Origin of the sequence: Klebsiella sp. ME-303, assembly GCF_007910085.1 — a bacterium.
GTDB classification, from domain to species: domain Bacteria; phylum Pseudomonadota; class Gammaproteobacteria; order Enterobacterales; family Enterobacteriaceae; genus Klebsiella; species Klebsiella michiganensis.
In genome coordinates this window covers 100,459-126,316 of record NZ_VOJB01000080.1, presented here as the reverse complement: position 1 = coordinate 126,316, position 25,858 = coordinate 100,459, and the positions used below count along the sequence as shown (strand labels likewise).

Below are 25,858 nucleotides of genomic sequence, written 5' to 3'. Positions count from 1 at the left end.
GTAATGCAACAGCAAAAACCGCTGGAAGGCGCGCAGCTGGTCATTATGACCATTGCGCTGTCGCTCGCGACCTTTATGCAGGTGCTGGACTCCACCATCGCCAACGTGGCCATCCCCACCATCGCCGGTAACCTTGGCTCATCGTTGAGCCAGGGGACCTGGGTTATCACCTCGTTTGGGGTGGCGAACGCTATCTCCATTCCGATTACCGGCTGGCTGGCAAAGCGCGTAGGTGAAGTGAAGCTGTTCCTCTGGTCGACGGTGGCGTTCGCCATCGCCTCCTGGGCCTGCGGCATGTCAAACAGCCTGACGATGCTAATTTTCTTCCGCGTGATTCAGGGGATCGTCGCCGGTCCGCTGATTCCGCTGTCGCAAAGTCTGCTGCTCAGCAACTATCCGCCCGCCAAGCGCTCTATCGCCCTGGCGCTGTGGTCAATGACGGTGATCGTCGCGCCGATTTGCGGCCCGATTCTCGGCGGCTATATCAGCGACAACTACCACTGGGGCTGGATCTTCTTTATCAACGTGCCGATTGGCATCGCCGTGGTGGTCATGACGCTACAGACCCTGCGCAACCGCGAAACCCGCACCGAGCAGCGGCGGATTGACGGCGTTGGCCTGGCGCTGCTGATTATTGGTATCGGTAGCCTGCAGGTGATGCTCGACCGGGGTAAAGAGCTGGACTGGTTCGCCTCAAACGAGATCATCATCCTGACCATTGTCGCGGTGGTGGCGATAAGCTTCCTGATCGTCTGGGAGCTAACCGACGACAACCCGATAGTCGACCTGTCGCTCTTTAAGTCGCGAAACTTCACCATCGGCTGCCTGTGTATCAGCCTCGCCTATATGCTCTACTTCGGCGCTATCGTGCTGTTGCCGCAGCTACTGCAGGAGGTATACGGCTATACCGCCACCTGGGCCGGTCTGGCCTCGGCCCCGGTCGGGGTGATCCCGGTAATCCTGTCGCCGATTATCGGCCGCTTCGCGCATAAGCTGGATATGCGTCGGCTGGTCACCTTCAGCTTTATTATGTACGCGGTCTGTTTCTACTGGCGCGCGTGGACCTTCGAACCGGGTATGGACTTCGGCGCCTCGGCGTGGCCGCAGTTTATCCAGGGCTTCGCGGTGGCCTGCTTCTTTATGCCGCTGACGACCATTACGCTTTCCGGCCTGCCGCCGGAACGGCTGGCGGCGGCATCGAGCCTGTCGAACTTCACGCGTACCCTGGCGGGCTCCATCGGCACCTCGATTACCACCACTATGTGGACGAACCGCGAGGCGCTGCACCATGCTCAGCTTACCGAATCGGTGACGCCGTATAATCCCAACGCCCAGCAGATGTACGATCAGCTGCAGGGATTAGGGATGACGCAACAGCAGGCGTCCGGCTGGATAGCGCAGCAGATAACCAACCAGGGGCTGATAATCTCCGCCAACGAAATTTTCTGGTTCTCGGCGGCAATATTTATCCTACTGCTCGGGCTGGTGTGGTTTGCCAGGCCGCCGTTTAGCGCCGGGGGCGGCGGCGGCGGCGCGCACTAAGGTTTGACCTGAAGGGATCTGCGGATCCCTTTTTTATTGCCCAACACGCAGGTTGTCCGGTTTACGCTAGTTGATGTCCAGTTCGCTGGAGATGCCTTTTCGCTCTGTCGTGCACGATGAAGATCCGCTAAGAAGGAGAAAATCATGCTGACTCAACCCGGTGAAAAATACCGTCCCTATCCGCCGATTGCCCTGCCCGACCGCCGCTGGCCGGAGCAAAAAATAGCCCGCGCCCCCCGCTGGCTCTCCACCGACCTGCGCGACGGCAACCAGGCGCTGGCCGAGCCGATGGACAGCGCGCGCAAGCTGCAGTTCTGGGACTTGCTGCTGGAGTGCGGATTTAAAGAGATCGAGGTGGCATTTCCCTCGGCTTCGCAAACCGATTTCAACTTTGTGCGTCAACTGATTGAAGAACGGCGTATCCCGCAGGATGTGACGATTCAGGTGCTGACCCAGGCGCGGGAAGATTTAATCCTCAGGACCTTCGAATCGCTGCGCGATGCCCACCGCGCCACCGTTCACCTCTATAACGCCACCGCTCCGCTGTTCCGCGAGCTGGTTTTTGGAATGAACAAAGCGCAGGTGGTCGAGCTGGCGACCCGCGCCACCCGGCTTATCCGCCAGCAGTGCGAACAGCAGCCGCAGACCCGCTGGCAATACGAGTATTCCCCGGAAACCTTCTGCTTCACCGAGCCGGAATTCGCGCTGGAGATTTGCGAATCGGTGGCGCAAATCTGGCAGCCCTGCGCCGAACGGCCGATGATTATCAATCTGCCCGCGACGGTAGAAGTGAGCACGCCTAACGTTTATGCCGATCAAATTGAGTATTTTTGTCGTCACTTCTCGCGCCGCGCCGATGTGTGCATCAGCGTCCATCCGCATAACGACCGGGGAACCGGCGTCGCCAGCGCGGAGCTGGCGGTGATGGCCGGCGCCGACCGCGTCGAAGGCTGCCTGTTCGGCAACGGCGAACGCACCGGTAACGTCTGTCTGGTGACGCTGGCGATGAATCTCTACAGCCAGGGCGTCGATCCCCGGCTCAGCTTCTCCGAAATGAACCGGGTGGTCGAAATTGTCGAAAGCTGCAACCAGATCCCGGTTCATCCGCGCCACCCGTGGGCGGGAAGCCTCGCCTATACCGCCTTTTCCGGCTCGCATCAGGATGCGATCAAAAAAGGGTTCGATGCCCGCCGGCCCGGCGAACGCTGGGAAATGCCCTATCTGCCCATCGACCCGCAGGATATCGGCTGTAGCTACGAAGCGGTGATCCGCGTCAACAGCCAGTCCGGCAAAAGCGGCAGCGCGTGGCTGATTGAGCAGAATCATGGCCTGAAGCTGCCGCGCGCGCTGCAGCAGGATTTTAGCCTGCACGTTCAGCACGAAACCGATACGCATGGTAAAGAGATGACCCAGAACGCGCTGTGGCAGCTGTTTCGCGCCCGCTACGGACTTCTGCCCCAGCCGCCGCTTGCGCTGCTGGATTACCAAAGCGATAGCCAGCAGGACGGCCAGCTTTCTCTGCAGGCGACCCTGCGCATCGCCGGTGAAACGCGACGACTGCAGAGCCGCGGCAACGGCCTGCTGTCCGCCGCCGCCAGCGGGCTGAGCGGCCTGTTAAAGCAACACATCGTGATTAAAGATTATCATGAGCATACCCTCGGCGAACGTAGCGACAGCCGTTCAGTGGCCTATATTCGCTGCGTCTTCCCGAATGGCGACAGCCGCTGGGGGGTAGGAATTGATAGCGACGTGGCGCGCGCCTCGCTGCAGGCGTTGTGCAATGCGATGAGCGCAGGCCATTACGCCGGCGAGCGGAAGTAGTCGCTGGGGGCCACGCCTATCACCCGGCGAAACATGGCGCTAAAAGCGCTATGGCTGCCGTAGCCGAGATCCAGCGCCACCCGCAATACCGAATGCCCCTGTGCCAGGCGAACCAGCGCTTCCATCAGCTTCGCCCGGCGCACCCACTCGCTCCAGGTGAGCGAGGTCTGCTGCTGAAAATGACGATTCAGCGTGCGCTCGCTCATGCTGCTCTCCTTCGCCGCCTCGGCGCTGCTCCAGGGTTCGCCGGGCGCTTCTCTTACCTTCTGGCATAAACGGCGCAGCGCTTCGCTTTGCGGCTCCGGCAGGCCAAACGGCAGCACTGCCATGCCGCGAATTTCATCGAGGATCAGTTCGTAAATGCGTTCATCGCGGCTGTCCGGCGCGTAGGATTCCGCCAGCGTCAGCGATGCGACGATCAGTTCACGCAGCAGCGGAGTCACCTGGACTATCTGGCAGGATGAGGGGAGATCGGCCCGGGCAAGGGGATCGATAAACAGGGTTCGCGCGGCCGCGACGCCGGTCACCCGTAGGGTATGCGGCGTACCGGCGGGCAGCCAGACGCCACGGCCCGGCGGCACAACCCAATAACCCTGCGCGGTTTCCACCCGCACCACGCCGCTGAGGATATGCAGCAGCTGGGCGCAATCGTGCTGATGCCAGGGTTCGCTATCGCCATGGGCGTAATCATGGGCAAAAGGCACCAGCGAACGGTGTTGAAAATTGAAGGTTAAAGTCGTCGACATCGCGGCGTCAGGGAGTAGCGGCCCGACGCGGTTCGCCGGGCCGTGGCAGAAGCACTAGATGTGCAGTTCTTGCAGTTTTTCTTTCGGCAGCGCCAGCTCATCGTTGCTGTTGACGCGGACATCGCGCTCAATAATATGGCGAGCGATTTCCTGAGCTTCCTCCAGCGAGTGCATGGTGTAGGTTCCGCACTGATAAACGTTCAGCTCCGGGATCTGATTCTGATCTTTCACCTTCAGCACGTCAGCCATCGCCGCTTTCCAGGCATCCGCGACGCGCTGCTCGTCCGGCGTACCGATCAGGCTCATATAGAACCCGGTGCGGCAGCCCATCGGAGAGATGTCGATAATTTCCACACCGTTGCCGTTCAGGTGATCGCGCATGAAGCCGGCAAACAGGTGCTCTAGGGTGTGAATGCCTCTTTCCGGCATCACTTCCTGGTTTGGCACGCAGAATCGCAGATCGAAAACGGTGATTTCATCGCCGTGAGGCGTGTTCATTTTCTTCGCGACACGCACCGCAGGCGCTTCCATTCGGGTATGGTCGACTGTGAAACTATCTAACAACGGCATTCTTCACCTCCGATAGTGATTTTTTTTAAAATAAAATGAACTCTTTTTGAGGCCGCGAGTCTGAGTATATGAAAGACGCGCATTTATTATCATCATCATCCCTGAATCAGAGATGAAAGTTTGGCCACAGTGATGTGGCCGTTTTCTTTTTTACGGCTCGTAAAACTACGCGTGCCGTGTCAGCAGCGCTTCAAACGGCTCGCTATCCGCCGCCTCCACCTTCTTCTGACGCTGTACCGATGCTTCACGCTCGGCGACAAAATCCGCTTCGCTTAAAATTTCCAGCGGCTCTTCGCGCAGCATCGTCCGATACCGATCGGCCAGTTCTCTGCCGGTACCGCCAATCCCCTCTTCAAGCATAGAACGCAGAATGCGCGCCGAGAAGGTTAATTCCGGATTATCGAAGCAGGCGACCAGCTCATCGCAGACCTGCTGATAGGCCTGGCATCCGTGGATGCTATCCAGCGTTTGCGCCACGCGGCGTAAATCGCGGAACAGATCTTTGCCGACCTGAGCCAGCGGGAACTGAGCGGTTTCGCAGCCAATACCCAGCGTCAGGCCCGGCTTACGGCCTTCCAGAATCACCCGATTCCAGTTGGTGCGCGTGCACAGCAGCTCGTCGCTGCTCATCTCCGGCGCATCGGCCAGCACGCACCAGACCATAAACAGATCGAGGAAACGCACCTGCTGCTCATCAACGCCAATCGGTGAGAACGGATTGATATCCAGGGAGCGAACTTCAATGTACTCAATACCGCCGCGCAGCAGCGCGTCGGAAGGCGTTTCGCCGCTGCGGGTCACGCGTTTCGGGCGAATCGGCGCGTACAGCTCGTTTTCGATCTGCAGCACGTTGCTGTTGATTTGCAGACGCTTGCCGTCTTTCTCCAGCCCAATATTTTCATACTCTTCGGAAGGCGTTTTAATCGCCCGCTTCAATCCTGCCACATACTCGTAGAGATCGTTAAACGTAATTCCGAGATTGCTTTGCGATTTATTGGTATAGCCCAGATCGCTCAGGCGCAACGAGGTCGCATAAGGCAGGTAGTACATGCCGTTGCCGGCTTTCTCAAACGGCAGCGCCGTCGGTTTGCCCTGCAGGAACGACGAGCAGATCGCCGGAGAGGCGCCGAACAGGTATGGAATCACCCAACCAAAACGGTAATAGTTGCGAATGGAGCGGAAATAGCCCGCTGAAATCGCCTCTTTACCGCTTTCAGCATCCTCAACGCCGCACTTAGCCTGCCAGAAAGCCATCGGCAGCGAGAAGTTATAGTGCACGCCGGAGATGGTTTGCATCAGCGCGCCGTAGCGATTTTTCAGCCCTTCGCGATACAGCGTTTTCAGGCGGCCGATATTAGAGGAACCGTACTGCGCCAGTTCAATATCCTGGCCGGGCGCGATATAGCAAGGCATGCTCAGCGGCCACATCCGCTCGTCGCCAATATGGCGTGCGGTATAGCGATGAACATCGCGCATGAGGGTGAGCATATGCTGGATATCGCCATCAACCGGCGTAATAAATTCCAGCAAAGCTTCGGCAAAATCGGTGGTAATCCATTTATGAGTCAGCGCTGAACCCAGTGCCTGCGGATGACCGGTAGTGGCCAGCGTGCCGTCAGCGTTGACGCGCAGCGTTTCGCGTTCAAGACCACGTTGAATACCCTGCAGCGCCTGCGGATTTTTTTCCAGCCAGGCCAGCGCCTGTGATACGTCCGGGATCAATTTGACCTCCCGCCTGTCGAAATCGTTTGAATTAGCATAATTGTCATGGTTGAACCGTCAGTCCAATTAGTGCCACCACGTCATGCCCTGAAGCGTTATCGCCGCAATGACGATATAGCGTAATGCTTTGCCAAGGCATAAAAAAAAGAGCACTGGTCCCCAGGAAATGCGCATCCATCCCGCCAGTAAACACAGCAAATCGCCTATAACAGGCGCCCAGCTTAATAATAGCGTGACCGCGCCGTAACGCCTCAGCCAGCCGGACGCCTTCTCCTGCCAGCGCGATGTTTTGCGCAGCGGAAACAGGCGCCCCAGAATAACGTTAGTTACCCCTCCAAGGCTATTACCGATTATTGCTATTAAAACCAGTAACCACGGCTGACTCCCCCCCGCCAGGAGCATGGCGATCAACACCACTTCCGAGTTACCGGGAAGCAGCGTGGCGCTTAAAAAGCTGCTGGCAAACAGCGATATCAGCGACAGCGCGTCGCTCACAACAATCGCACGTCCACGGCATCCATTCCGGCCCGCTTCGCCGCCTGCAGACCGAAGTCCGCATCTTCAAAGACCACGCATTTTTCCGCCGCAACGCCCATGCGCTCAGCGCAGAGTAAGAAAGTATCAGGTGCGGGTTTATGGTTGGCGACATGATCGGCGGCAACCACCGCCGAGAAGTAGTGACGCAGGCCCAGATGGGCCAGCAGCGCTTCAGCAACGGCGCTCTCGCTGCCGGTACCGACTGACATCGGACGACGACCGTGCCACTCTTTAACCACTTCAATCAGCGGCAGAGGACGGACGCTATCAAGCAGCATCGCTTTCACCGCGTCCGTCTTTTCCCGCGCCAGAAGGTGAGGATCTAAATCAGCCTGGTTTAATTCGATAATGGCCTGAGCAATCCGCCAGGTTGGAGAGCCGTTAAGCGCGACCATAGCCTGCATATCAAAACGCATACCGTAACGTCCGAGAACCTCGTTCCATGCCTTACGATGCGTCGGCTCGGTATCGAGGATCGTGCCATCCATATCAAAAATCAGTCCTGCATAACGTTCGTACATCGTCTTCTCACCAACCGGTTAAGGAGGTCTTACTGTAACGCAAAAGGTCAGGTTTGTCGCTGCCAGCGGCAGATGCGACAAGGGCGCTCGAAGGCGCCCTTGTCGATACAGATGCAATCTGATGCGTTTATTTGATTCTTAAATCGTTCTCCACCACGCGAACGCCCTGCACTTTTCGCGTCACTTCTACCGCACGTTTAGCGCTTTCGGCGGATGAGACAAAGCCGCTCAGCTGTACACGACCTTTAAAGGTCTGGACGCTAATTTCCGAAGACTTAATCTCTTTATCATTGAAGAGCGCGGTTTTGACTTTGGTGGTCACGACGGTATCGTCAATGTACCCACCAGTACTTTCCTTTGTGGACGAACCTGCGCAGCCCGCCAGCGATACGGCGACCAGAAGCGTCGCGCAAAACGCAGATATTGCTTTGAACCATTTCATGGATTTCTCTCCTTGCACTTATCTCACCCAAAATCAGATCGATATACAGGAATAAATTATAGTGGAAAGAGGGAGTTGCCAATGAAAAAAGTGCTGAAGAATAAGGTGAATGATTGCGCTTAAGGGGTTTTGAGGTAAGGAGAGTGGCTGGCCGTGAAACAACAGTGGGTTCGCCCTTCGGGCCGTTTCTGAAGCAACGTTATCCTCCCTGGCGCTGGCGATTATCTCGCAGACCATGGAACAATAGCGTAGCTGCTATCTCGGAGAAGATGGTGCATCCGGGAGGATGACTCACTGGGTTCGCCCTTCGGGCCGTTGCTGAAGCAACGTTATCCTCCCTGGTGCTTGCGGCTAATACCGCCACCTCATTCACACCTTCGTTGCTGAAGGTATGGAGAATATGGTGCATCCGGGAGGATTCGAACCTCCGACCGCTCGGTTCGTAGCCGAGTACTCTATCCAGCTGAGCTACGGATGCATCGGGAAACTTACTTTACTGCAGATTTTGGTACTGCTGCTAAAGCTGTATCAAGTAAGATGGTGCATCCGGGAGGATTCGAACCTCCGACCGCTCGGTTCGTAGCCGAGTACTCTATCCAGCTGAGCTACGGATGCATCGGGAAACTTGCTTTACTGCCGATATTGATACCGCTGCTAAAGCCGTATCAAGTAAGAGATGGTGCATCCGGGAGGATGACTCACTCGGTTCGCCCTTCGGGCCGTTGCTGAAGCAACGTTATCCTCCCCGGCGCTGGCGATTATCTCGCAGACCGTGAAACAACAGCGTAGCTGCTATCTCGGAGAAGATGGTGCATCCGGGAGGATTCGAACCTCCGACCGCTCGGTTCGTAGCCGAGTACTCTATCCAGCTGAGCTACGGATGCATCGGGAAACTTACTTTACTGCAGATTTTGATACTGCTGCTAAAGCAGTATCAAGTAAGATGGTGCATCCGGGAGGATGACTCGCCCTTCGGGCCGTTGCTAAAGCAACGTTATCCTCCCTGGTGCTTGCGGCTAATACCGCCACCTCATTCACACCTTCGTTGCTGAAGGTATGGAGAATATGGTGCATCCGGGAGGATTCGAACCTCCGACCGCTCGGTTCGTAGCCGAGTACTCTATCCAGCTGAGCTACGGATGCAAAATGGCGGTGAGGCGGGGATTCGAACCCCGGATGCAGCTTTTGACCGCATACTCCCTTAGCAGGGGAGCGCCTTCAGCCTCTCGGCCACCTCACCACACGCCTCTTACGAGTGCTTCGAAGAACTTGTTTCTGCTCTTCGTCGCTGCGATGGCGCACATATTACTTTCTGGTACTTATAAGTCAAACCTTTTTTCGAGACCTTTTTTTCGTTTGCACACTTCCCGCGCAATTAGCCTGTGAAAACGGCAAAAAGAGTATTTTATCAACAAGAAATTGCTGATTACGCCGCGGCTAACGCAAAAGATAACTGTCGCGGATGCGGAGAAAGAGACAAAAATGAGAGGCTATCGGAGAGGAAAATTGGCAAAAACGGCGGGTGGAAGGAGGCGCCTCACAAAATAGCGAGGCGCGAAAACCTTAGTAACTGGACTGCTGGGATTTTTCAGCCTGGATACGCTGGTAGATCTCTTCACGATGCACGGAGACTTCTTTAGGGGCATTAACGCCAATACGTACCTGGTTACCCTTCACCCCTAAAACTGTCACAGTGACCTCATCTCCAATCATGAGGGTCTCACCAACTCGACGAGTCAGAATCAGCATTCTTTGCTCCTTGAAAGATTAAAAGAGTCGGGTCTCTCGTATCCCGGCATTATCCATCATATAACGCCAAAAAGTAAGCGATGACAAACACCCTACGGTGTAAGCAGTCACGGCATCACATTCTGTTAAACCTAAGTTTAGCCGATATACACAACTTCAACCCGACTTTATCGTTATCAGTGCTTCTCGCGCAAGATGCTGTAATCCGAGAATCACAGCATCTATGCAATTATAGTTATTACAGTTTTGCGCTTACCCAGCCTTTCACACTGGCTAACGCAGCAGGGAGAGCAGACGCATCGGTACCGCCGGCTTGCGCCATATCCGGACGACCGCCCCCTTTACCGCCCACCTGCTGGGCGAGCATACCAATCAGTTCCCCGGCTTTAACGCGGTCTGTCACATCCTTAGACACACCTGCAATCAGAGAAACCTTACCTTCTGCGACCGTGGCCAACACGACAATCGTTGAACCCAGCTGATTTTTCAGATCGTCAACCATAGTACGCAGCATTTTCGGCTCAACGCCGGCCAGCTCGCTGACCAGCAGCTTAACACCGTTAATCTCTTCCGCTTTGCTGGAGAGATTTGCGCTCTCCTGCACGGCAGCCTGCTCTTTCAGCTGCTGCAGCTCTTTTTCCAGCTGACGGCTGCGTTCTAACGCGGCGCGGACTTTGTCACCGAGGCTGTGGGTATCCCCTTTCAGCAGCTGTGCAATATCGCCCAGCAGATCGCTCTGCGCGTGCAGCATCGCCATCGCGCCTTCGCCGGTCACCGCTTCGATACGGCGCACGCCAGCGGCGGTACCGGATTCAGAGGTAATGCGGAACAGGCCGATATCACCGGTGCGCGAGGCGTGCGTACCGCCGCACAGCTCGGTGGAAAAATCGCCCATGCTCAGCACGCGAACGCGATCGTCATATTTCTCGCCAAACAGCGCCATCGCGCCGGATTCACGCGCAGCGTCAATATCCATGATATTGGTTTCGATCGGCAGGTTGCGACGAATTTGCGCGTTCACCAGATCTTCTACCGCACGGATCTCCTCCGGCTTCATCGCTTCAAAATGCGAGAAGTCGAAGCGCAATGCTTTGTCGTTGACCAGAGAGCCTTTCTGCGCAACGTGCGTACCGAGAACCTGGCGCAGCGCCGCGTGCATCAGGTGCGTCGCGGAGTGGTTCAGGCGGATACGCTGGCGGCGAGCCTGATCGACATCGGCCTGCACGGCGTCGCCGACTTTAAGCGAACCGCTGGTCAGTTTACCAATATGGCCAATTGCCTGGCCGTACTTCTGCGCGTCGCTGACCTGGAAGGAGAAACCGGCGCCCTTCAGTTCGCCTTTGTCACCCACCTGGCCGCCGGATTCGGCGTAGAACGGCGTCTGGTCGAGGATAACAACCGCTTCCTGACCGGCGTTCACCGCGTCAACCGCTTTACCATCGATAAACAGCGCGGTGACTTTGCCATTCAGTTCCAGGCTGTCATAGCCTTTAAACTCAGAGGCGCCGTCGACGCGGATCATCGCATTGTAGTCCGCGCCAAAGCCGCTGGATTCGCGCGCGCGACGGCGCTGCTCTTCCATCGCGGCTTCAAAGCCGGCTTCGTCAACCTTGATGTTGCGTTCGCGGCAAACGTCCGCGGTCAGGTCAACCGGGAAGCCGTAGGTGTCGTACAGGCGGAAAGCGGTTTCGCCGTCCAGCGTGTCGCCCTGCAGTTTAGCCAGCTCTTCATCCAGCAGCGCCAGTCCGCGCTCCAGCGTACGGGCAAACTGCTCTTCTTCGGTCTTCAGCACCTGCTCAACCTGAGCCTGCTGCTGTTTCAGCTCTTCGCCAGCGGAACCCATCACGTCAATCAGCGGGGCAACCAGTTTCCAGAAGAAGGTCTCCTTCGCGCCCAGCATGTTGCCATGGCGAATTGCGCGACGAATGATGCGGCGCAGCACGTAGCCGCGGTTTTCATTCGACGGGATAACGCCATCGGCAATCAGGAATGCGCAGGAGCGAATGTGGTCAGCGATAACGCGCAGCGACTTGTTCGAGAGATCGGTCGCGCCGGTAACCTTCGCCACGCTCTTAATCAGATCGCGGAACAGGTCGATATCGTAGTTGGAGTTGACGTGCTGCAGCACGGCGGCAATACGCTCGAGGCCCATACCGGTATCTACGGACGGCTTCGGCAGCGGCTCCATGGTTCCGTCAGCCTGACGGTTGAACTGCATGAAGACGATATTCCAGATCTCAATATAGCGATCGCCGTCTTCTTCCGGCGTTCCCGGAGGGCCGCCCCAGATATGGTCGCCATGGTCGAAGAAGATTTCGGTGCATGGACCGCACGGCCCGGTGTCACCCATCTGCCAGAAGTTATCGGAAGCAAACGGCGCGCCTTTGTTGTCGCCGATGCGGATAATACGCTCGCGCGGTACGCCAACTTCATTTGCCCAGATATCGAACGCTTCATCGTCGGTTTCGTAGACGGTCACCCACAGTTTTTCTTTCGGCAGGGCGAACCAGTTTTCACCGGTCAGCAGCTCCCATGCGTATTTGATGGCATCCTGCTTGAAGTAATCGCCAAAGCTGAAGTTACCCAGCATTTCAAAGAAGGTGTGGTGACGCGCGGTGTAGCCGACGTTTTCCAGATCGTTGTGCTTACCACCCGCACGAACGCAACGCTGCGCGGTGGTCGCGCGCGAATAATTACGTTTGTCGAGACCAAGGAAAACATCCTTGAACTGGTTCATCCCGGCGTTGGTAAACAGCAGGGTCGGGTCGTTATGCGGCACCAGGGAGCTGCTCGCAACTACCTGATGTCCTTTACTATGGAAAAAGTCGAGAAACGCCTGACGGATCTCAGCGGTGCTCTTGCTCATAATTATCCTGAAATCAAGCTAACGAAATGTCGCTGGCAGCCACTACCCAGTATCGACCGGCAGGCTACTCACGAAAATAAAGTGGGAATAAGATAAGTTTTCTTCACGGGGAAGTAAAATCCCGGATGGGTCAATCTGCAAAATTTCGCCAGATTTCCTGAATATCCTCCATCAGATAGCCGCGGTAGAGCAAAAAGCGCTGAATTTTGACTTTTTCTGCAAATACGCTGGGCAGGGGGTCGCCATATTTTCGCTGCGCCTGCTCTTTGGCAAGCCGCGCCCAGTCGATTTCGCACTCGCGCATGGCTGCCTCTGTCGTCTCGCGGGAGATCCCCTTCTGCTTTAGCTCCTGGCGGACGCGCGCCGGGCCGTACCCCTTGCGGCTGCGGCTGGCAATGAACTGACGGACAAAGCGTTCGTCGTCCAGATAGCGGTTCTCAATGCACCATTCAACGACTTTATCGACCTCTTCCGGCGTCACATCTAACGCTTCAGGGCCGTTTTTGCTCATGACCGGTGCAGCCAGTTTTCGCCTTAGCTCCTGTTCGCTGTGGTCGCGCATTGCCAGAATGCGAATCGCGCGATCCAGCAGCCTGGCGTAGTCAGAGCGGCGGGATGAAGTTTCAGTCACGGTCAGCCTCGCTAATCAAAAAAAGCAAAAGGGCCGCATAAGCGGCCCCTTGTTAGTCTGTTCAGACGATATCAGAAATCTTGCCCGGTTTCCGCTTCGCTGTTGCCATCAACCGCGAAGTCTGGCGTGGAGTCCTGATTGCTCAGCAGCAGTTCACGAACTTTCTTCTCGATCTCTTTTGCCGCAGCCGGGTTCTCTTTCAGCCAGGAGATGGCGTTCGCTTTACCCTGACCGATTTTATCACCGTTATAGCTGTACCATGCGCCGGCTTTCTCAATCAGCTTCTCTTTCACGCCGAGATCGACCAGCTCACCGAAGAAGTTAATCCCTTCGCCGTAGAGGATCTGGAATTCAGCCTGTTTAAACGGCGCGGCAATTTTGTTTTTCACCACTTTAACGCGGGTTTCGCTGCCGACAACGTTGTCGCCCTCTTTCACCGCACCGATACGACGGATATCCAGACGCACGGAGGCGTAGAACTTCAGCGCGTTACCGCCGGTGGTGGTTTCCGGGTTACCGAACATCACGCCAATTTTCATACGAATCTGGTTGATGAAGATGAGCAGGGTGTTGGACTGCTTCAGGTTGCCCGCCAGTTTACGCATCGCCTGGCTCATCATACGCGCCGCGAGGCCCATATGAGAGTCGCCGATTTCGCCTTCGATTTCCGCTTTCGGCGTCAGCGCCGCAACGGAGTCAACGACGATAACGTCTACCGCACCGGAACGCGCCAGCGCGTCACAGATTTCCAGAGCCTGTTCGCCGGTATCCGGCTGGGAGCACAGCAGGTTGTCGATATCGACGCCCAGCTTGCGTGCGTAAACCGGGTCCAGCGCGTGTTCCGCATCGATAAACGCACAGGTTTTGCCTTCGCGCTGCGCGGCGGCGATAACCTGCAGCGTCAGCGTGGTTTTACCGGAAGATTCAGGCCCGTAGATCTCGACGATACGGCCCATCGGCAGGCCGCCTGCGCCCAGGGCGATATCAAGGGAAAGCGAGCCGGTGGAGATAGTTTCCACATCCATGGAACGGTCTTCACCCAGGCGCATGATGGAGCCTTTACCGAATTGTTTTTCGATCTGGCCCAGTGCTGCCGCCAACGCTTTCTGTTTGTTTTCGTCGATAGCCATTATTACTCCTCTCATGCCGGGTGTAACCGGGTAGTGAATTCTGTTCTGTTGAAGCAATTATACTGTATAGTCATACAGTATCAAGTATTTTGTAGAAATTGTTGCCAGAGGAGATTTAGCGCGTAGGCCGTGGCCTGGCGGCGTACCGACTCGCGGTCTCCGGCAAAGCATTCGCGCCGGGTTACGCCCTGTCCGCTGGCGCTGGCCACGCCAAACCAGACGGTTCCCACCGGCTTTTCCGCGCTGCCACCGTCCGGCCCGGCGATGCCGCTGACCGAAATGGCATAGTCCGCGCGAGCCGCACGCAGCGCGCCGATGGCCATCTCCACCACCACCGGTTCACTCACCGCGCCATGGCTAAGCAGCGTCGCTTCGCTGACGCCAATCATCTGCGATTTCGCTTCATTGCTGTAAGTGACGAAACCGCGCTCAAACCATGCCGAACTGCCGGCGATATCGGTAAGGGTTTTGGCGACCCAGCCGCCGGTGCAGGACTCCGCCGTGGTCACCGTCGCACCGCGCGCTTTCAGCGCCATCCCCACCTGCTCGCTCAGCTGCATTAATTCCGAATCTGTCATTCGTCGCCCCACTTAAGCTGTACAAAGAGGCCATCAAAGATAGCACTTTCAACGGAGATATGGGGACGAGGTAACGAATTTACGAGTCGGCTGGCGAAAAACATCGGCTATGGCCAACGCCGCATTTTCGGATAGCCGCCCGGGGGCGCCGGTGTCACAATTCACCGCACATATAAGGAAGAGTTAAATGAGAGGTTACCAGGAATGGCCAAAGCAACGCTTACCTCAGAGCAGAACGTGAAAAAAATTCGCCAGGTGCGCCTGTACCTGTTTGTATGCGGCACAGTTTCACTGCTAACCGCGCTACTGCATATTTTCACCCGCTCATTCAACCCGCTGTTCGAAGGCGTACAGATCCTGCTGGGCGTGGGCTGTATTGCCAGTGGATTCACATTGAACAAAAAAATCAAGCAGATACTCGCAGAACCATAGCGGCGGATAACCGGCCCATTGCGGGCCGGTTTTTATTTATTTCATACTCGCCGCGATCAGCTCCACGTTGTGACGCAGCATTTTCACGTAGCTGTCCGCCACGCCGCCCGGTTGAGAGAGGGCTTCAGGGTAGAGCTCTCCTCCCGGCTGCGCGCCCGTCGCGCTGGCAATCTGTTTAACCAGTCTTGGATCAAGCTGATTTTCCATAAACCAGGTATGCACCTCGTCGGCTTTAATTTGTCGAATTAATGCCGCCACCTGCGCCGCGCTGGCCTCACTTTCCGAAGATAGCCCCTGCGGCGCGAGGAAAGTCACGCCATAGGCGCGGCCAAAATAGCCGAAAGCATCATGGCTGGTCAGAACCTTACGCTTTGCCTGTGGAATGGCGGTGAACTGGCTTTTAGCCCAGCGATCGATCTCGTTAAGCTGGCTGATATAGCGCTTGCCGGAGGCCTCCAACGCCAACTTATCTTCCGGGTCGGCTTTCACCAGGCCGTTGAGGATATTCTGCGCGTACAGCGCACCGTTCGCGGCGCTGTTCCACGCATGCGGATCGGTTACCGTTGCGCCATCTTCTTCAAGCGTGTGGGTTTTGACTCCGCGGGAAGCCACCACCAGCTCGCCTTTGAACCCGGATGCTTTAATCAGCCGGTCCAGCCAGCCCTCCAGCCCCAGGCCGTTGACCACCACCACATCGGCGTTGTTCAGCAGCGCGCTGTCTTTCGGCGAGGGCTCGAAGGTATGCGGATCGCCGTCCGGCCCCACTAGCGTATCCACATGCACATGTTCGCCGCCAATCTGCTGCACCATATCGCCCAACACGGAAAAACTGCTCACCACGTTTAGCGTTTTCGCCATCACCCCGTGCGATGCCAGACCCAGCGCCAGCGCCAGCCATATCCCGGTACGTTTCATCATTGTCCTTACCCCATTAATTTACGCCAGCCGACAACCAGCCGGCTGCGCGAGCCAAAAAACACCGATACAAAAAAGAGGCCGCTGGCGGTCAGCACAATGGCGGGTCCGGCAGGCAAATTCGCCGCCCACGACAGGCTCAGCCCCATCCACGCGCAAAAACCGCCCATCAGCGCCGCCAGCAGCAGAATGCCCGGCAGCGTCCGCGCCCAGCAGCGCGCCGCGACCGCGGGCAGCATCATGACCCCCACCGCCATCAGCGTGCCGAGCACCTGAAACCCGGCCACCAGATTGAGCACCAGCAGGGCGAGGAACAGGCCGTGCAGCAGCGCAGGCACTCTTCGCGCATTCACCTGAAGCCAGACGCTGTCGAAGGCTTCGCTGACCAGGCCGCGATAAAACAGGGCGATGCAAATCAGCGTCAGGCTGGCAACGCCGGTCACAAACAGCGCCGAATCGCGGTCTACCGCCAGAATCGAGCCGAACAGCAGATGCAGCAGGTCGACGTTAGAGCCGCGCAGCGAGACCAGCGTGACGCCCAGCGCCAGGGAGCCGAGATAAAATCCGGCAAAGCTGGCATCCTCTTTTAAAAGCGTGCGTCGGCTGACCCACCCCGCCACCAGCGCCACCGCAATGCCGGCAATAAAACCCCCGACGGTCATCGCCAGCAGCGACATCCCGTTAAGCAGGTAGCCCACCGCCACGCCGGGCAAAATCGCATGCGAGAGCGCATCGCCCATCAGGCTCATGCGGCGTAAAAGTAAGAAGACGCCGAGCATGGTCGTGCTCAGGGAGAGCGCCAGGCACACCACCAGCGCGCGGCGCATAAAGCCAAACTCGATAAAGGGCTGAATGAAGGTGTGCCAGATCATGCCAGCCTCGCGGAGTGAAAGGCGGGCAGCACATCAGGCGTACTGCCCCAGCGGGCGCGCTGCGGCGTCAGCAGCATCGTTTCCGGGAAATAGTCGGCGACCCGCTGGTTATCGTGCAGCACCGCCAGAATCGTCTGCCCCTGCTGATGCATTTCCAGGATCAGCGCCATCAGCTCACGGCAGGTGGCTTCGTCGATGCCGGTAAACGGTTCGTCGAGCATCACCAGCGGCGCGCGCTGCACCATCACCCTCGCGAAGAGCATGCGCTGAAACTGGCCGCCGGAGAGCGCCTCAATCGGCGTTTTCGCCATCGCTAGCAGCCCCACCCGCGCTATGGCCGCGACGATACGCTGGCGCACCTCCCCCCCGAGCCCGCGCAGCAACGATACCTGCGGCCAGGCCCCCTGGCTGACGACATCCTGCACCGTGAGCGGAAACTGCGACTCCAGCGCATGCCGCTGCGCCAGCCAGCCGATAACCGGCCGTCCGTCGCGCCAGTTCAGGCGGCCGCTGACCGGCGGGATAAATCCGGCCAGCGTCTTTAACAGCGTCGATTTCCCGCAGCCGTTCAGGCCGACGATAGCCGTCATACTCCCCGTTGCAATCGTGCCGCTAAGGGACGGCGCGATCGCCAGCCCTTCATAGCCAGCCACCAGATGATCGAGCTCTATCATGGCAGCGATACCGCCCACCAGGTTGCCAGCCACAGGGCGGCCAGCAGCACGCCGGCCATCGCCAGCCGGGCGATGCCTGAAGTCATCAATAAGGAAGTCAATGTTTACGCCTCAATAAAACGTTATAACATAACAATATTAAAAGAAGCGCGGAATGTAAATTGGCGTCAACAAAAGGAAATGCTGCAAAATGTTACAGACTCCTCTCCGGACGGAGAGGAGCACAGAAGACGGGATTACTGCATCCGGGCCTGAGAAACCGCCAGACCGAGCTGCCAGACGGCCATCGCGTAATGGGTGCTGTGGTTATAGCGGGTAATAGTGTAGAAGTTCGGCAGACCGTACCAGTACTGGTAGCCTGTGCCGATATCCAGACGCAGCAGGCTCGCCTGCTGGTGGTTACCCAGCGGCTGAGTCGGGGTAAGTCCCGCCGCCGCCAGCTGCGAGACGCTGTATTTGGTTTTGAACCCATTGTTCAGCCCAGGCGCCTGGCCCAGCGCCTGTACCGCAACCAGATCGCCGCTCACCCAGCCGTGCTGCTTGAAGTAGTTCGCTACGCTGCCGATCGCATCGACCGGATCCCACAGGTTGATATGCCCGTCGCCGTTAAAGTCCACCGCGTACTGCCTGTAAGAAGAGGGCATAAACTGACCGTAGCCCATCGCGCCGGCGAAGGAGCCTTTCAGATCGAGCGGGTCATCCTGTTCGCTGCGCGCCATCAGCAGGAACGTTTCCAGCTCGCTGGAGAAGTATTCTGCGCGGCGCGGATAGTTAAATGACAGCGTCGCCAGCGCATCAAGGATGCGGGTTTTCCCCATCACCCGGCCCCAGCGGGTCTCGACGCCAATAATCCCGACGATAATTTCCGGCGGCACGCCGTAAACCTGGTACGCGCGGTTGAGCGCATCCTGATACTGGTTCCAGAATGCCACGCCGTTCTGCACGTTATCCGGGGTAATAAACTGTTTTTTGTAGCGCAGCCAGGCGCCGTTTGGCCCTGACGGCGGCAGCCCGGTGGGCGCCTGGCGGTCCATCAGACGCAGCACATAGTCCAGGCGTTTGGCCTGCGAGAGAATTTGATGCAGCTGCTGTCGGTCGAAGCCGTGCTTGCTCACCATTTTATCAATGAACTGTTCCGCCGCCGGGTTATTGGCGAAATCGCCGCTCATCTCCATCACGTTATGCTGCGGCTCGAGTAAAAAACCGCCCGTGCCGCCCGCCATTTCCTTTTCCGCAGGAGTTTGAGGTTTGCTGCTGCAGGCAGCGAGGAGAACGCACAGGGGGAGTAAAGCCAGGGAACGACGCTTCAACATGGGACATCCATTTAACAAATCGGCAAGGGGTAATTATGGTAAAGCATGCGCCCGCTCACAAGGAAGCGGCGGCAATGTAAATTCTTTTTTATCGCCCTTTTTCCTCTCGCCCCGCCGGATCCTTCGTTCACTCCAGCCACAATCTTTCAAAATAAAATATTTATCTTTCATTTTGCGATCAATATAACAATTTCAAACCTTTTAAAATGATTAAAATTAGCTGCCAGTTAGCAAGAAAAATAACACGCTGAAGGAGAGAACAATGATTGAAGTCGTTACCCACGGCGCCGAATGGTTTATCGGCCTGTTTCAGAAGGGAGGCGAGGTGTTCACCGGTATGGTCACCGGGATCCTGCCTTTGCTGATCAGTCTGCTGGTGATCATGAACGCGCTGATCAACTTTATTGGTCAGCAGCGGATCGAAAAGCTGGCGCAGCGCTGCGCCGGTAATCCGATCTCCCGCTACCTGCTGCTGCCCTGCATCGGCACCTTCGTTTTCTGTAACCCGATGACCCTGAGCCTTGGGCGCTTTATGCCCGAGAAATACAAACCGAGCTACTACGCGGCGGCCTCCTACAGCTGCCACTCAATGAACGGCCTGTTTCCGCACATCAACCCCGGCGAACTGTTCGTCTATCTGGGGATCGCCAACGGGCTAACCACCCTCGGTCTGCCGTTAGGGCCGCTGGCGGTGAGCTATCTGCTGGTGGGCCTGGTGACGAACTTCTTCCGCGGCTGGGTGACCGACCTGACCACGTCGATTTTTGAGAAAAAAATGGCCATCCAGCTTGAGCAGAAAGTGCATCTGTCAGGAGCGACATCATGACCCGTATTCGCATTGAAAAAGGCGCCGGCGGCTGGGGCGGCCCGCTCGAACTGGACGCCGTTGCCGGTAAAAAGATTGTCTATATCACCGCGGGCACCCGCCCGGCGATCGTCGATAAAATCGCCCGCCTCACCGGCTGGCAGGCGGTCGATGGCTTCAAAGAGGGCGAACCGCCGGAAGCGGAAATCGGCGTGGCGATTATCGACTGCGGCGGCACCCTGCGCTGCGGTATCTACCCGAAGCGCCGCATCCCGACCATTAATATCCACGCGACCGGCAAATCGGGTCCGCTGGCGCAGTACATCGTCGAAGACATTTACGTTTCCGGCGTCAAAGAAGAGAACATTTTCGCGCTGGAAGAGGGTCCCTCCCCGGCCCCGCAGGCCGCGCCTGCCCAGCCGGCGGCCCGCGACTATGACACCAGCAAGAAAATAACCGAGCAGAGCGACGGCCTGCTGGCCAAAGTTGGTATGGGGATGGGCTCGGTCGTGGCGGTGCTGTTCCAGGCCGGGCGCGACACCATCGATACGGTGCTGAAAACCATTCTGCCGTTTATGGCCTTCGTCGCGGCGCTGATCGGCATCATCATGGCCTCCGGCATCGGCGACTGGATTGCCCACGGCCTGGCGCCGCTCGCCAGCCATCCGCTGGGCCTCGTCACCCTGGCGCTGATCTGCTCTTTCCCGCTGCTGTCGCCGTTTCTCGGCCCCGGCGCGGTCATCGCCCAGGTTATCGGCGTGCTGATTGGCGTGCAGATTGGCCTTGGCAATATTCCGCCGCATCTCGCCCTGCCCGCGCTGTTCGCCATTAACGCCCAGGCCGCCTGCGACTTTATCCCGGTTGGCCTGTCGCTGGCGGAAGCGCGCCAGGACACCGTGCGCGTCGGCGTACCGTCGGTACTGGTGAGCCGCTTCCTGACCGGCGCGCCAACGGTGCTGATCGCCTGGTTCGTTTCCGGATTTATTTACCAATAAGAGGTGCCTGAAGATGACCGTGATTTACCAGACCACCATTACGCATATCGGCGCCAGCGCGGCGATGGCGCTGGACGAGCAGATGCTGATCACCTTCCGCGAAGGCGCCCCGGCCGATATCGAAGAGTACTGCTTTATTCACAACCACGGCGAGCTCTCCGGCGCGCTGGTGCCGGGCGCTGAGCTGCAGCTCGGCGAGCTGCGCTACCCGGTCACCGCCGTCGGCGACGTCGCCGAGCAGAACCTGCGCGAGCTGGGCCATATCACGCTGCGCTTTGACGGCCACCGCGAAGCGGAATTCCCCGGAACCGTACACGTGGCGGGGCCGGTGCCGGAAGGCATCGCCGCCGGCTGCGTACTGAAATTTGTTGCTTAAGTTGTAAGGAGAAAATTATGAATCAGGTTGCTGTTGTCATCGGTGGGGGACAAACCTTAGGGGAGTTTCTGTGTCGCGGGCTTGCCGCAGAAGGCTATCGCGTGGCGGTGGTCGATATTCAGAGCGATAAAGCGACCCGCGTCGCGCAGGCCATCAATGCAGAACATGGCGAAGGCACGGCGTGGGGCTTCGGCGCGGACGCCACCAGCGAAGCCAGCGTGGTCGCCCTCGCCCGCGGGGTAGACGAAATATTTTCCCGCGTCGACCTGCTGGTCTATAGCGCCGGGATCGCTAAAGCGGCGTTTATCAGCGACTTCGCGCTGGGGGATTTCGACCGTTCGCTGCAGGTGAATCTGGTGGGCTACTTCCTCTGCGCCCGCGAGTTTTCCCGCCTGATGATCCGCGACGGCATTAAAGGACGCATCATTCAGATCAACTCTAAATCCGGCAAAGTGGGCAGCAAGCATAACTCCGGCTATAGCGCGGCGAAGTTTGGCGGCGTGGGGCTGACGCAGTCGCTGGCGCTGGACCTCGCGGAGTACGGGATTACCGTGCACTCCCTGATGCTCGGCAACCTGCTGAAGTCGCCGATGTTCCAGTCTCTGCTGCCGCAGTACGCCACCAAGCTGGGGATCCCGGAGGAGCAGGTCGAGCAGTATTACATCGACAAAGTCCCGCTGAAGCGCGGCTGCGATTACCAGGACGTACTTAACGTGCTGATGTTTTACGCCAGTCCGCAGGCTTCATACTGCACCGGGCAGTCCATCAACGTCACCGGCGGGCAGGTGATGTTTTAAACCAGAGGTCCCGGATTGCGCTGCGCTTATCCGGGCTACAAAACCGGCACCCCGCGCCGATCCGTAGCCCGGGTAAGGCGCAACTCGTCGCCCTCCGGGGAAATATCGCACACACCTTAAGGAGACTTTTATGGTTACCGCACTTATCACCGTCGCCGCCATCGCCTGGATAACCCAGCTCGCCTTTGGCGGCTGGCAAATCAGGCAGTTCAATCGCGCATTCGATCGGCTGTGCCAGCAGGGACGCGTCGGCGTCGGCCGCTCCTCGGGGCGGTTCAAGCCGCGCGCCGTCGTCGCCATCGCCGTCGACGAAAACGACCGCATTCGCGATACGCTGTTAATGAAAGGCCTCACCGTCTTCGCCAGGCCGCAAAAAATTCCCGCCCTCACCGGTAAGCATCTTAAGGAATTGCAGCCTGATGTGATCTTTCCCAATGATCCGCTCTGTCAGAATGCACTATCATTAGCGCTTAATCCGAAACATGGATAATTTCGTTGTGAACGTTAATATCTTGCGAAATTATCATTTCGAAACTTTAAACGCAGGATACAACGCCTATGAAACCACGTCAGCGCCAGGCAGCCATTCTCGAGCACCTGCAATCGCAGGGCAAATGCTCGGTCGAAGAGCTGGCGCAACACTTCGACACCACCGGCACCACCATCCGTAAGGATCTGGTGATCCTTGAGAATGCCGGTACCGTTATCCGCACTTACGGCGGCGTGGTGTTAAATAAAGACGAGGCCGATCCGCCCATCGACCACAAAACGCTGATCAACACCCATAAAAAAGAGCGGATTGCCGAAGCCGCGGTCAGCTTCATTCACGATGGCGACTCGATCATTCTTGACGCCGGCAGCACGGTGCTGCAAATGGTGCCGATGCTCAGCCGCTTCAATAACATTACCGTGATGACCAACAGCCTGCATATCGTCAACGCCCTCTCCGAACTGGATAACGAACAAACCATTCTGATGCCGGGCGGCACGTTCCGCAAAAAATCGGCCTCCTTTCACGGCCAGCTGGCGGAAAACGCCTTCGAACACTTCAGCTTCGATCGACTGTTTATGGGCACCGACGGCATTGATTTAATCGCCGGCGTCACCACCTTTAATGAGGTTTATACGGTCAGCAAAGCGATGTGCAATGCCGCCCGCGAAGTTATCCTGATGGCCGACTCGTCGAAGTTTGGCCGCAAAAGTCCCAATATCGTCTGCGGCCTGGAGAGCGTAGACAAACTGATTACCGATGCCGATATCAGCCCGGAATTTAAGCGGGCGCTGGAAGACAAAGGCATCGAAGTCATTATTACTGGAGAACATCATGAGTAACTTTCTGTTAGAAGCCGGACGCCAGACCCTGATGCTGGAGCTTCAGGAGGCGAGCCGCCTGCCTGAACGCCTGGGCGACGACTTCATCCGCGCGGCGGAAACCATTATCCACTGCGAGGGCAAACTGGTCGTCTCCGGTATCGGTAAATCGGGTCATATTGGTAAAAAGCTGGCCGCCACCTTCGCCAGCACCGGCACCCCGGCATTTTTTGTTCACCCGGCGGAAGCGCTGCACGGCGACCTCGGCATGCTCGACAGCCGCGACGTGATGCTGTTTATCTCCTACTCCGGCAGCGCTAAAGAGCTGGATCTTATCGTTCCGCGCCTGGAGGAAAAATCTATTCCGCTGCTGGCGATGACCGGTAAATCCACTTCACCGCTGGCGCTGGCGGCCAAAGCGGTGCTTGATATTGCCGTAGAGCGTGAAGCCTGCCCGATGCACCTCGCGCCCACCTCCAGCACCGTCAATACCCTGATGCTCGGCGACGCGCTGGCCATGGCGGTCATGCAGGCCCGCGGCTTTAACGAAGAAGATTTCGCCCGTTCGCACCCGGCCGGCGCGCTGGGCGCGCGGCTGCTGAACAAAGTTCACCATCTGATGCGCCGCGACGGCGACGTGCCGCGCGTCGCCAACGACACCAGCGTCATGGACGCGATGCTCGAACTCAGCCGCACCGGCCTGGGGCTGGTGGCGGTCTGCGATGAGCGCAACCACGTGCAGGGCGTCTTTACCGACGGCGACCTGCGCCGCTGGCTGGTGGGCGGCGGCAGCTTACAGGATATCGTCAGCCAGGCGATGACCCGCAACGGCGTCACTCTGCAAGCGGAAAGCCGCGCGATAGAAGCCAAAGAGCGCCTGATGAAGCATAAAATCAGCGCCGCTCCGGTGGTGGATGAAAGCGGCCAGCTGGTCGGCGCGATTAACCTGCAGAACTTTTATCAGGCCGGGATCCTTTAAGCCCCAGACGCTTCGCCAGCCGGTGCAGGTTGGCGACGTCGAGCCCCAGCGCGCGGGCGGCGGCGGCCCAGCTGCGGCCATTAGCAGCCAGCGCGCTGGCGATCGCTTCGCGCTGGAACGCCTCCGTCGCCTCGCGCAGGCTCACCGCTTCCGCCGCCGGCTGCGGGCTGACGGTCGGCAAGGCCGGCGCTTCCCCGGCCAGCTGAAAATGCTGCGGCTCCAGCACGATATCATTACCCGCCTGCGTCGCCCGCGCCAGCACCACCGCCCGATGAATCGCGTGCTCCAGTTCGCGTACGTTGCCCGGCCATGACCAGGCGAGCAGCCTGGCCCGAGTCGCTTCGCTTAAAATCACCTGCGCCAGCCCCATGCGCAAACGGCACTGTTCGCAAAAATAGCCGGCCAGCAGCACCACATCACTTTCCCGCTCGCGCAGCGCCGGAACCGACAGAGGAAACACGCTCAGGCGATGATACAGGTCGGCGCGAAAGCGCCCCTCCACCACCTCCTGACGCAGGTCGCGGTTGGTGGCCGCCAGCACCCGCACATCAACCCGCAGGCTGCGATCGTCGCCGACGCGCTGAATATCGCCATACTGCAGCACCCGCAGCAGCTTGGCCTGGAGCGCCAGCGAAAGCTCGCCAATTTCATCGAGGAACAGCGTCCCGTTGTCCGCCATTTCAAATTTACCGCTGCGGTTGCTGATCGCCCCGGTAAACGCCCCTTTGACGTGGCCAAACAGCTCGCTCTCCGCCACGCTCTCCGGCAGGGCCGCGCAGTTGAGATAGACCAGCGGATTGGCCGCCCGCGGCGACCCCTGATGCACCGCTTTCGCCACCAGCTCTTTGCCGGTGCCGGTCTCGCCGCTAATCAGCACGTTTAAGTCAGAAGCCGCGACGATATCGATCTCTTTTTTCAGCTGCAGCATCGGCGCCGACAGGCCAATCATCTCCTGACGTTCGGCTGCCGGATACACGATAGCCTGCTCCGGCAGCACGTTTTGATTCTCCAGCCGGGCGATCAGCAGCGCGTTATTGAGCGCCCCGGCCACCAGGGCGGCAATCAGGCGCAGCTCCTCGTCGCTGAAGCTGTCAAAACGGTCCGCATCCATACCGTCGAGGGTGAGCGCGCCGATCAGGGTTTGCCCGGCAAACAGCGGCAGGCCGACGCAGGCGTGCACCTTCAGGCTCTCCTGCCCGGGGATCAGGCCATCGTAAGGGTCCGGCAGATCGCTATCCGCCGGGAAGCGCACCACGTCCCCCGCCCGGGCAATCGCCTCCAGCCGCGGGTGGCCTTCAAGGGCAAAGCGTCGGCCAAGCACGTCCTGGGCCAGGCCATCAATCGCCAGCGGCACAAACTGGTGCGCCTCGTAGCGCAGCAGCGCCGAAGCATCGCAGCCGAGTATCTGCCGCAGGGTGGTAATCAAACGCGAAAAACGGTCGGCATGGCCGAGATCGCTTTGTAAATCAATGGCGATTTTCGCCAGGGCCTCGACGGAGAAACTCATTGTCGCCTCATAGTCATTTTGACACCA

Annotated in this window: 27 protein-coding genes and 5 tRNA genes; 10 read left to right on the top strand and 22 right to left on the bottom strand. The window is 58.1% G+C overall.

The window, feature by feature from the left end; all coding sequences use genetic code 11:
• The first annotated feature begins 3 nt into the window (after nucleotides 1–3).
• A complete protein-coding gene (gene emrB, locus FQK12_RS16460; protein ID WP_004123984.1) occupies nucleotides 4–1,542 on the top strand; it encodes a multidrug efflux MFS transporter permease subunit EmrB in 1,539 nt (512 codons plus the stop codon).
• Between the two features lie 144 nt (nucleotides 1,543–1,686).
• Entirely contained in the window at nucleotides 1,687–3,363 is a 1,677-nt protein-coding gene (gene leuA, locus FQK12_RS16455) for a 2-isopropylmalate synthase (protein ID WP_014226504.1), read from the top strand.
• On the opposite strand, the gene FQK12_RS16450 is transcribed toward leuA, so the two are convergent.
• The 16 genes from FQK12_RS16450 to pncC all read right to left on the bottom strand — a co-directional run bounded on the left by FQK12_RS16450 (nucleotide 3,342) and on the right by pncC (nucleotide 14,855).
• Nucleotides 3,342–4,109 (bottom strand): AraC family transcriptional regulator, encoded by a 768-nt coding sequence (locus FQK12_RS16450; protein ID WP_014226505.1) that lies wholly within the window; start codon nucleotides 4,107–4,109, stop codon nucleotides 3,342–3,344. The genes leuA and FQK12_RS16450 overlap by 22 nt on opposite strands.
• A gap of 54 nt (nucleotides 4,110–4,163) precedes the next feature.
• Entirely contained in the window at nucleotides 4,164–4,679 is a 516-nt protein-coding gene (gene luxS / locus FQK12_RS16445) for an S-ribosylhomocysteine lyase (RefSeq protein ID WP_004104795.1), read from the bottom strand.
• A gap of 165 nt (nucleotides 4,680–4,844) precedes the next feature.
• A complete protein-coding gene (gene gshA / locus FQK12_RS16440) occupies nucleotides 4,845–6,401 on the bottom strand; it encodes a glutamate--cysteine ligase (protein WP_014226506.1) in 1,557 nt (518 codons plus the stop codon).
• 66 nt (nucleotides 6,402–6,467) lie between these two features.
• Complete coding sequence (locus FQK12_RS16435) at nucleotides 6,468–6,896, bottom strand: YqaA family protein (RefSeq protein WP_014226507.1); 429 nt, start codon at nucleotides 6,894–6,896, stop codon at nucleotides 6,468–6,470.
• Nucleotides 6,893–7,459 (bottom strand): fructose-1-phosphate/6-phosphogluconate phosphatase, encoded by a 567-nt coding sequence (yqaB, locus tag FQK12_RS16430; protein WP_014226508.1) that lies wholly within the window; start codon nucleotides 7,457–7,459, stop codon nucleotides 6,893–6,895. The genes FQK12_RS16435 and yqaB overlap by 4 nt, the downstream gene beginning before the upstream one ends.
• 127 nt (nucleotides 7,460–7,586) lie before the next feature.
• Nucleotides 7,587–7,901, bottom strand: a complete 315-nt coding sequence (locus tag FQK12_RS16425) for a BON domain-containing protein (RefSeq protein WP_004853477.1) — start codon at nucleotides 7,899–7,901, stop codon at nucleotides 7,587–7,589.
• Nucleotides 7,902–8,302: 401 nt separating this feature from the next.
• Nucleotides 8,303–8,379: transfer RNA gene (locus tag FQK12_RS16420), tRNA-Arg, on the bottom strand.
• Nucleotides 8,380–8,439: 60 nt separating this feature from the next.
• Nucleotides 8,440–8,516: transfer RNA gene (locus tag FQK12_RS16415), tRNA-Arg, on the bottom strand.
• 192 nt (nucleotides 8,517–8,708) lie between these two features.
• Nucleotides 8,709–8,785 (bottom strand) — tRNA-Arg (locus tag FQK12_RS16410).
• A 182-nt stretch (nucleotides 8,786–8,967) separates the two neighbouring features.
• A tRNA-Arg gene (locus FQK12_RS16405) sits at nucleotides 8,968–9,044 on the bottom strand.
• Nucleotides 9,045–9,048: 4 nt separating this feature from the next.
• Nucleotides 9,049–9,141, bottom strand: a tRNA-Ser gene (locus FQK12_RS16400).
• A gap of 323 nt (nucleotides 9,142–9,464) precedes the next feature.
• A complete protein-coding gene (gene csrA / locus FQK12_RS16395) occupies nucleotides 9,465–9,650 on the bottom strand; it encodes a carbon storage regulator CsrA (RefSeq protein ID WP_000906486.1) in 186 nt (61 codons plus the stop codon).
• 238 nt (nucleotides 9,651–9,888) lie between these two features.
• Nucleotides 9,889–12,516, bottom strand: coding sequence for an alanine--tRNA ligase (gene alaS / locus FQK12_RS16390; RefSeq protein ID WP_014226509.1), 2,628 nt, complete (start codon nucleotides 12,514–12,516; stop codon nucleotides 9,889–9,891).
• A gap of 130 nt (nucleotides 12,517–12,646) precedes the next feature.
• A complete protein-coding gene (recX, locus tag FQK12_RS16385; protein WP_014226510.1) occupies nucleotides 12,647–13,147 on the bottom strand; it encodes a recombination regulator RecX in 501 nt (166 codons plus the stop codon).
• Nucleotides 13,148–13,218: 71 nt separating this feature from the next.
• The gene (gene recA / locus FQK12_RS16380; protein WP_014226511.1) at nucleotides 13,219–14,277 is read right to left on the bottom strand and encodes a recombinase RecA; all 1,059 of its coding nucleotides are present in this window, start codon (nucleotides 14,275–14,277) and stop codon (nucleotides 13,219–13,221) included.
• A gap of 80 nt (nucleotides 14,278–14,357) precedes the next feature.
• A complete protein-coding gene (gene pncC, locus FQK12_RS16375; RefSeq protein WP_014226512.1) occupies nucleotides 14,358–14,855 on the bottom strand; it encodes a nicotinamide-nucleotide amidase in 498 nt (165 codons plus the stop codon).
• Nucleotides 14,856–15,059: 204 nt separating this feature from the next.
• On the opposite strand from pncC, the gene FQK12_RS16370 reads away from it, so the two are divergent.
• Nucleotides 15,060–15,287: a hypothetical protein gene (locus FQK12_RS16370; RefSeq protein WP_014226513.1), complete on the top strand. Its 228-nt coding sequence runs from the start codon at nucleotides 15,060–15,062 to the stop codon at nucleotides 15,285–15,287.
• 36 nt (nucleotides 15,288–15,323) lie between these two features.
• On the opposite strand, the gene FQK12_RS16365 is transcribed toward FQK12_RS16370, so the two are convergent.
• The 5 genes from FQK12_RS16365 to FQK12_RS27325 form a co-directional block, all read right to left on the bottom strand.
• Nucleotides 15,324–16,202, bottom strand: a complete 879-nt coding sequence (locus FQK12_RS16365) for a metal ABC transporter substrate-binding protein (protein ID WP_014226514.1) — start codon at nucleotides 16,200–16,202, stop codon at nucleotides 15,324–15,326.
• Nucleotides 16,203–16,210: 8 nt separating this feature from the next.
• Nucleotides 16,211–17,074, bottom strand: a complete 864-nt coding sequence (locus tag FQK12_RS16360; protein WP_014226515.1) for a metal ABC transporter permease — start codon at nucleotides 17,072–17,074, stop codon at nucleotides 16,211–16,213.
• The gene (locus FQK12_RS16355) at nucleotides 17,071–17,781 is read right to left on the bottom strand and encodes a metal ABC transporter ATP-binding protein (RefSeq protein WP_161506263.1); all 711 of its coding nucleotides are present in this window, start codon (nucleotides 17,779–17,781) and stop codon (nucleotides 17,071–17,073) included. The genes FQK12_RS16360 and FQK12_RS16355 overlap by 4 nt, the downstream gene beginning before the upstream one ends.
• Nucleotides 17,782–17,984: 203 nt before the next feature.
• Entirely contained in the window at nucleotides 17,985–19,061 is a 1,077-nt protein-coding gene (gene mltB, locus FQK12_RS16350) for a lytic murein transglycosylase B (protein ID WP_009651581.1), read from the bottom strand.
• 33 nt (nucleotides 19,062–19,094) lie between these two features.
• Nucleotides 19,095–19,232 carry a hypothetical protein gene (locus FQK12_RS27325; protein WP_157870111.1) on the bottom strand — a complete coding sequence of 46 codons (138 nt, stop codon included), beginning with the start codon at nucleotides 19,230–19,232 and terminating at the stop codon, nucleotides 19,095–19,097.
• A gap of 91 nt (nucleotides 19,233–19,323) precedes the next feature.
• Here FQK12_RS27325 and srlA point away from each other — a divergent pair, with 91 nt between their 5' ends.
• From srlA to gutQ, 7 genes are all read left to right on the top strand, one after another.
• Nucleotides 19,324–19,887 (top strand): PTS glucitol/sorbitol transporter subunit IIC, encoded by a 564-nt coding sequence (srlA, locus tag FQK12_RS16345; RefSeq protein WP_004104818.1) that lies wholly within the window; start codon nucleotides 19,324–19,326, stop codon nucleotides 19,885–19,887.
• Nucleotides 19,884–20,861 carry a PTS glucitol/sorbitol transporter subunit IIB gene (locus tag FQK12_RS16340; protein WP_014226517.1) on the top strand — a complete coding sequence of 326 codons (978 nt, stop codon included), beginning with the start codon at nucleotides 19,884–19,886 and terminating at the stop codon, nucleotides 20,859–20,861. Before srlA ends, FQK12_RS16340 begins: the two co-directional genes overlap by 4 nt.
• A 13-nt stretch (nucleotides 20,862–20,874) precedes the next feature.
• Nucleotides 20,875–21,237, top strand: coding sequence for a PTS glucitol/sorbitol transporter subunit IIA (srlB, locus tag FQK12_RS16335; RefSeq protein ID WP_004132227.1), 363 nt, complete (start codon nucleotides 20,875–20,877; stop codon nucleotides 21,235–21,237).
• Nucleotides 21,238–21,254: 17 nt separating this feature from the next.
• A complete protein-coding gene (gene srlD, locus FQK12_RS16330) occupies nucleotides 21,255–22,034 on the top strand; it encodes a sorbitol-6-phosphate dehydrogenase (RefSeq protein WP_014226518.1) in 780 nt (259 codons plus the stop codon).
• Nucleotides 22,035–22,164: 130 nt separating this feature from the next.
• The gene (gene gutM, locus FQK12_RS16325) at nucleotides 22,165–22,524 is read left to right on the top strand and encodes a transcriptional regulator GutM (RefSeq protein ID WP_004853488.1); all 360 of its coding nucleotides are present in this window, start codon (nucleotides 22,165–22,167) and stop codon (nucleotides 22,522–22,524) included.
• A 68-nt stretch (nucleotides 22,525–22,592) separates the two neighbouring features.
• Entirely contained in the window at nucleotides 22,593–23,366 is a 774-nt protein-coding gene (locus tag FQK12_RS16320; RefSeq protein ID WP_004104826.1) for a DNA-binding transcriptional repressor, read from the top strand.
• Entirely contained in the window at nucleotides 23,359–24,324 is a 966-nt protein-coding gene (gene gutQ / locus FQK12_RS16315) for an arabinose-5-phosphate isomerase GutQ (RefSeq protein ID WP_014226519.1), read from the top strand. The genes FQK12_RS16320 and gutQ overlap by 8 nt, the downstream gene beginning before the upstream one ends.
• Here gutQ and norR read toward each other — a convergent pair.
• On the bottom strand, nucleotides 24,287–25,831 hold the full coding sequence (gene norR, locus FQK12_RS16310; RefSeq protein WP_014226520.1) for a nitric oxide reductase transcriptional regulator NorR: 1,545 nt from the start codon (nucleotides 25,829–25,831) through the stop codon (nucleotides 24,287–24,289). The two genes, gutQ and norR, sit on opposite strands and share 38 nt — an antisense overlap.
• Nucleotides 25,832–25,858 lie beyond the last annotated feature (27 nt).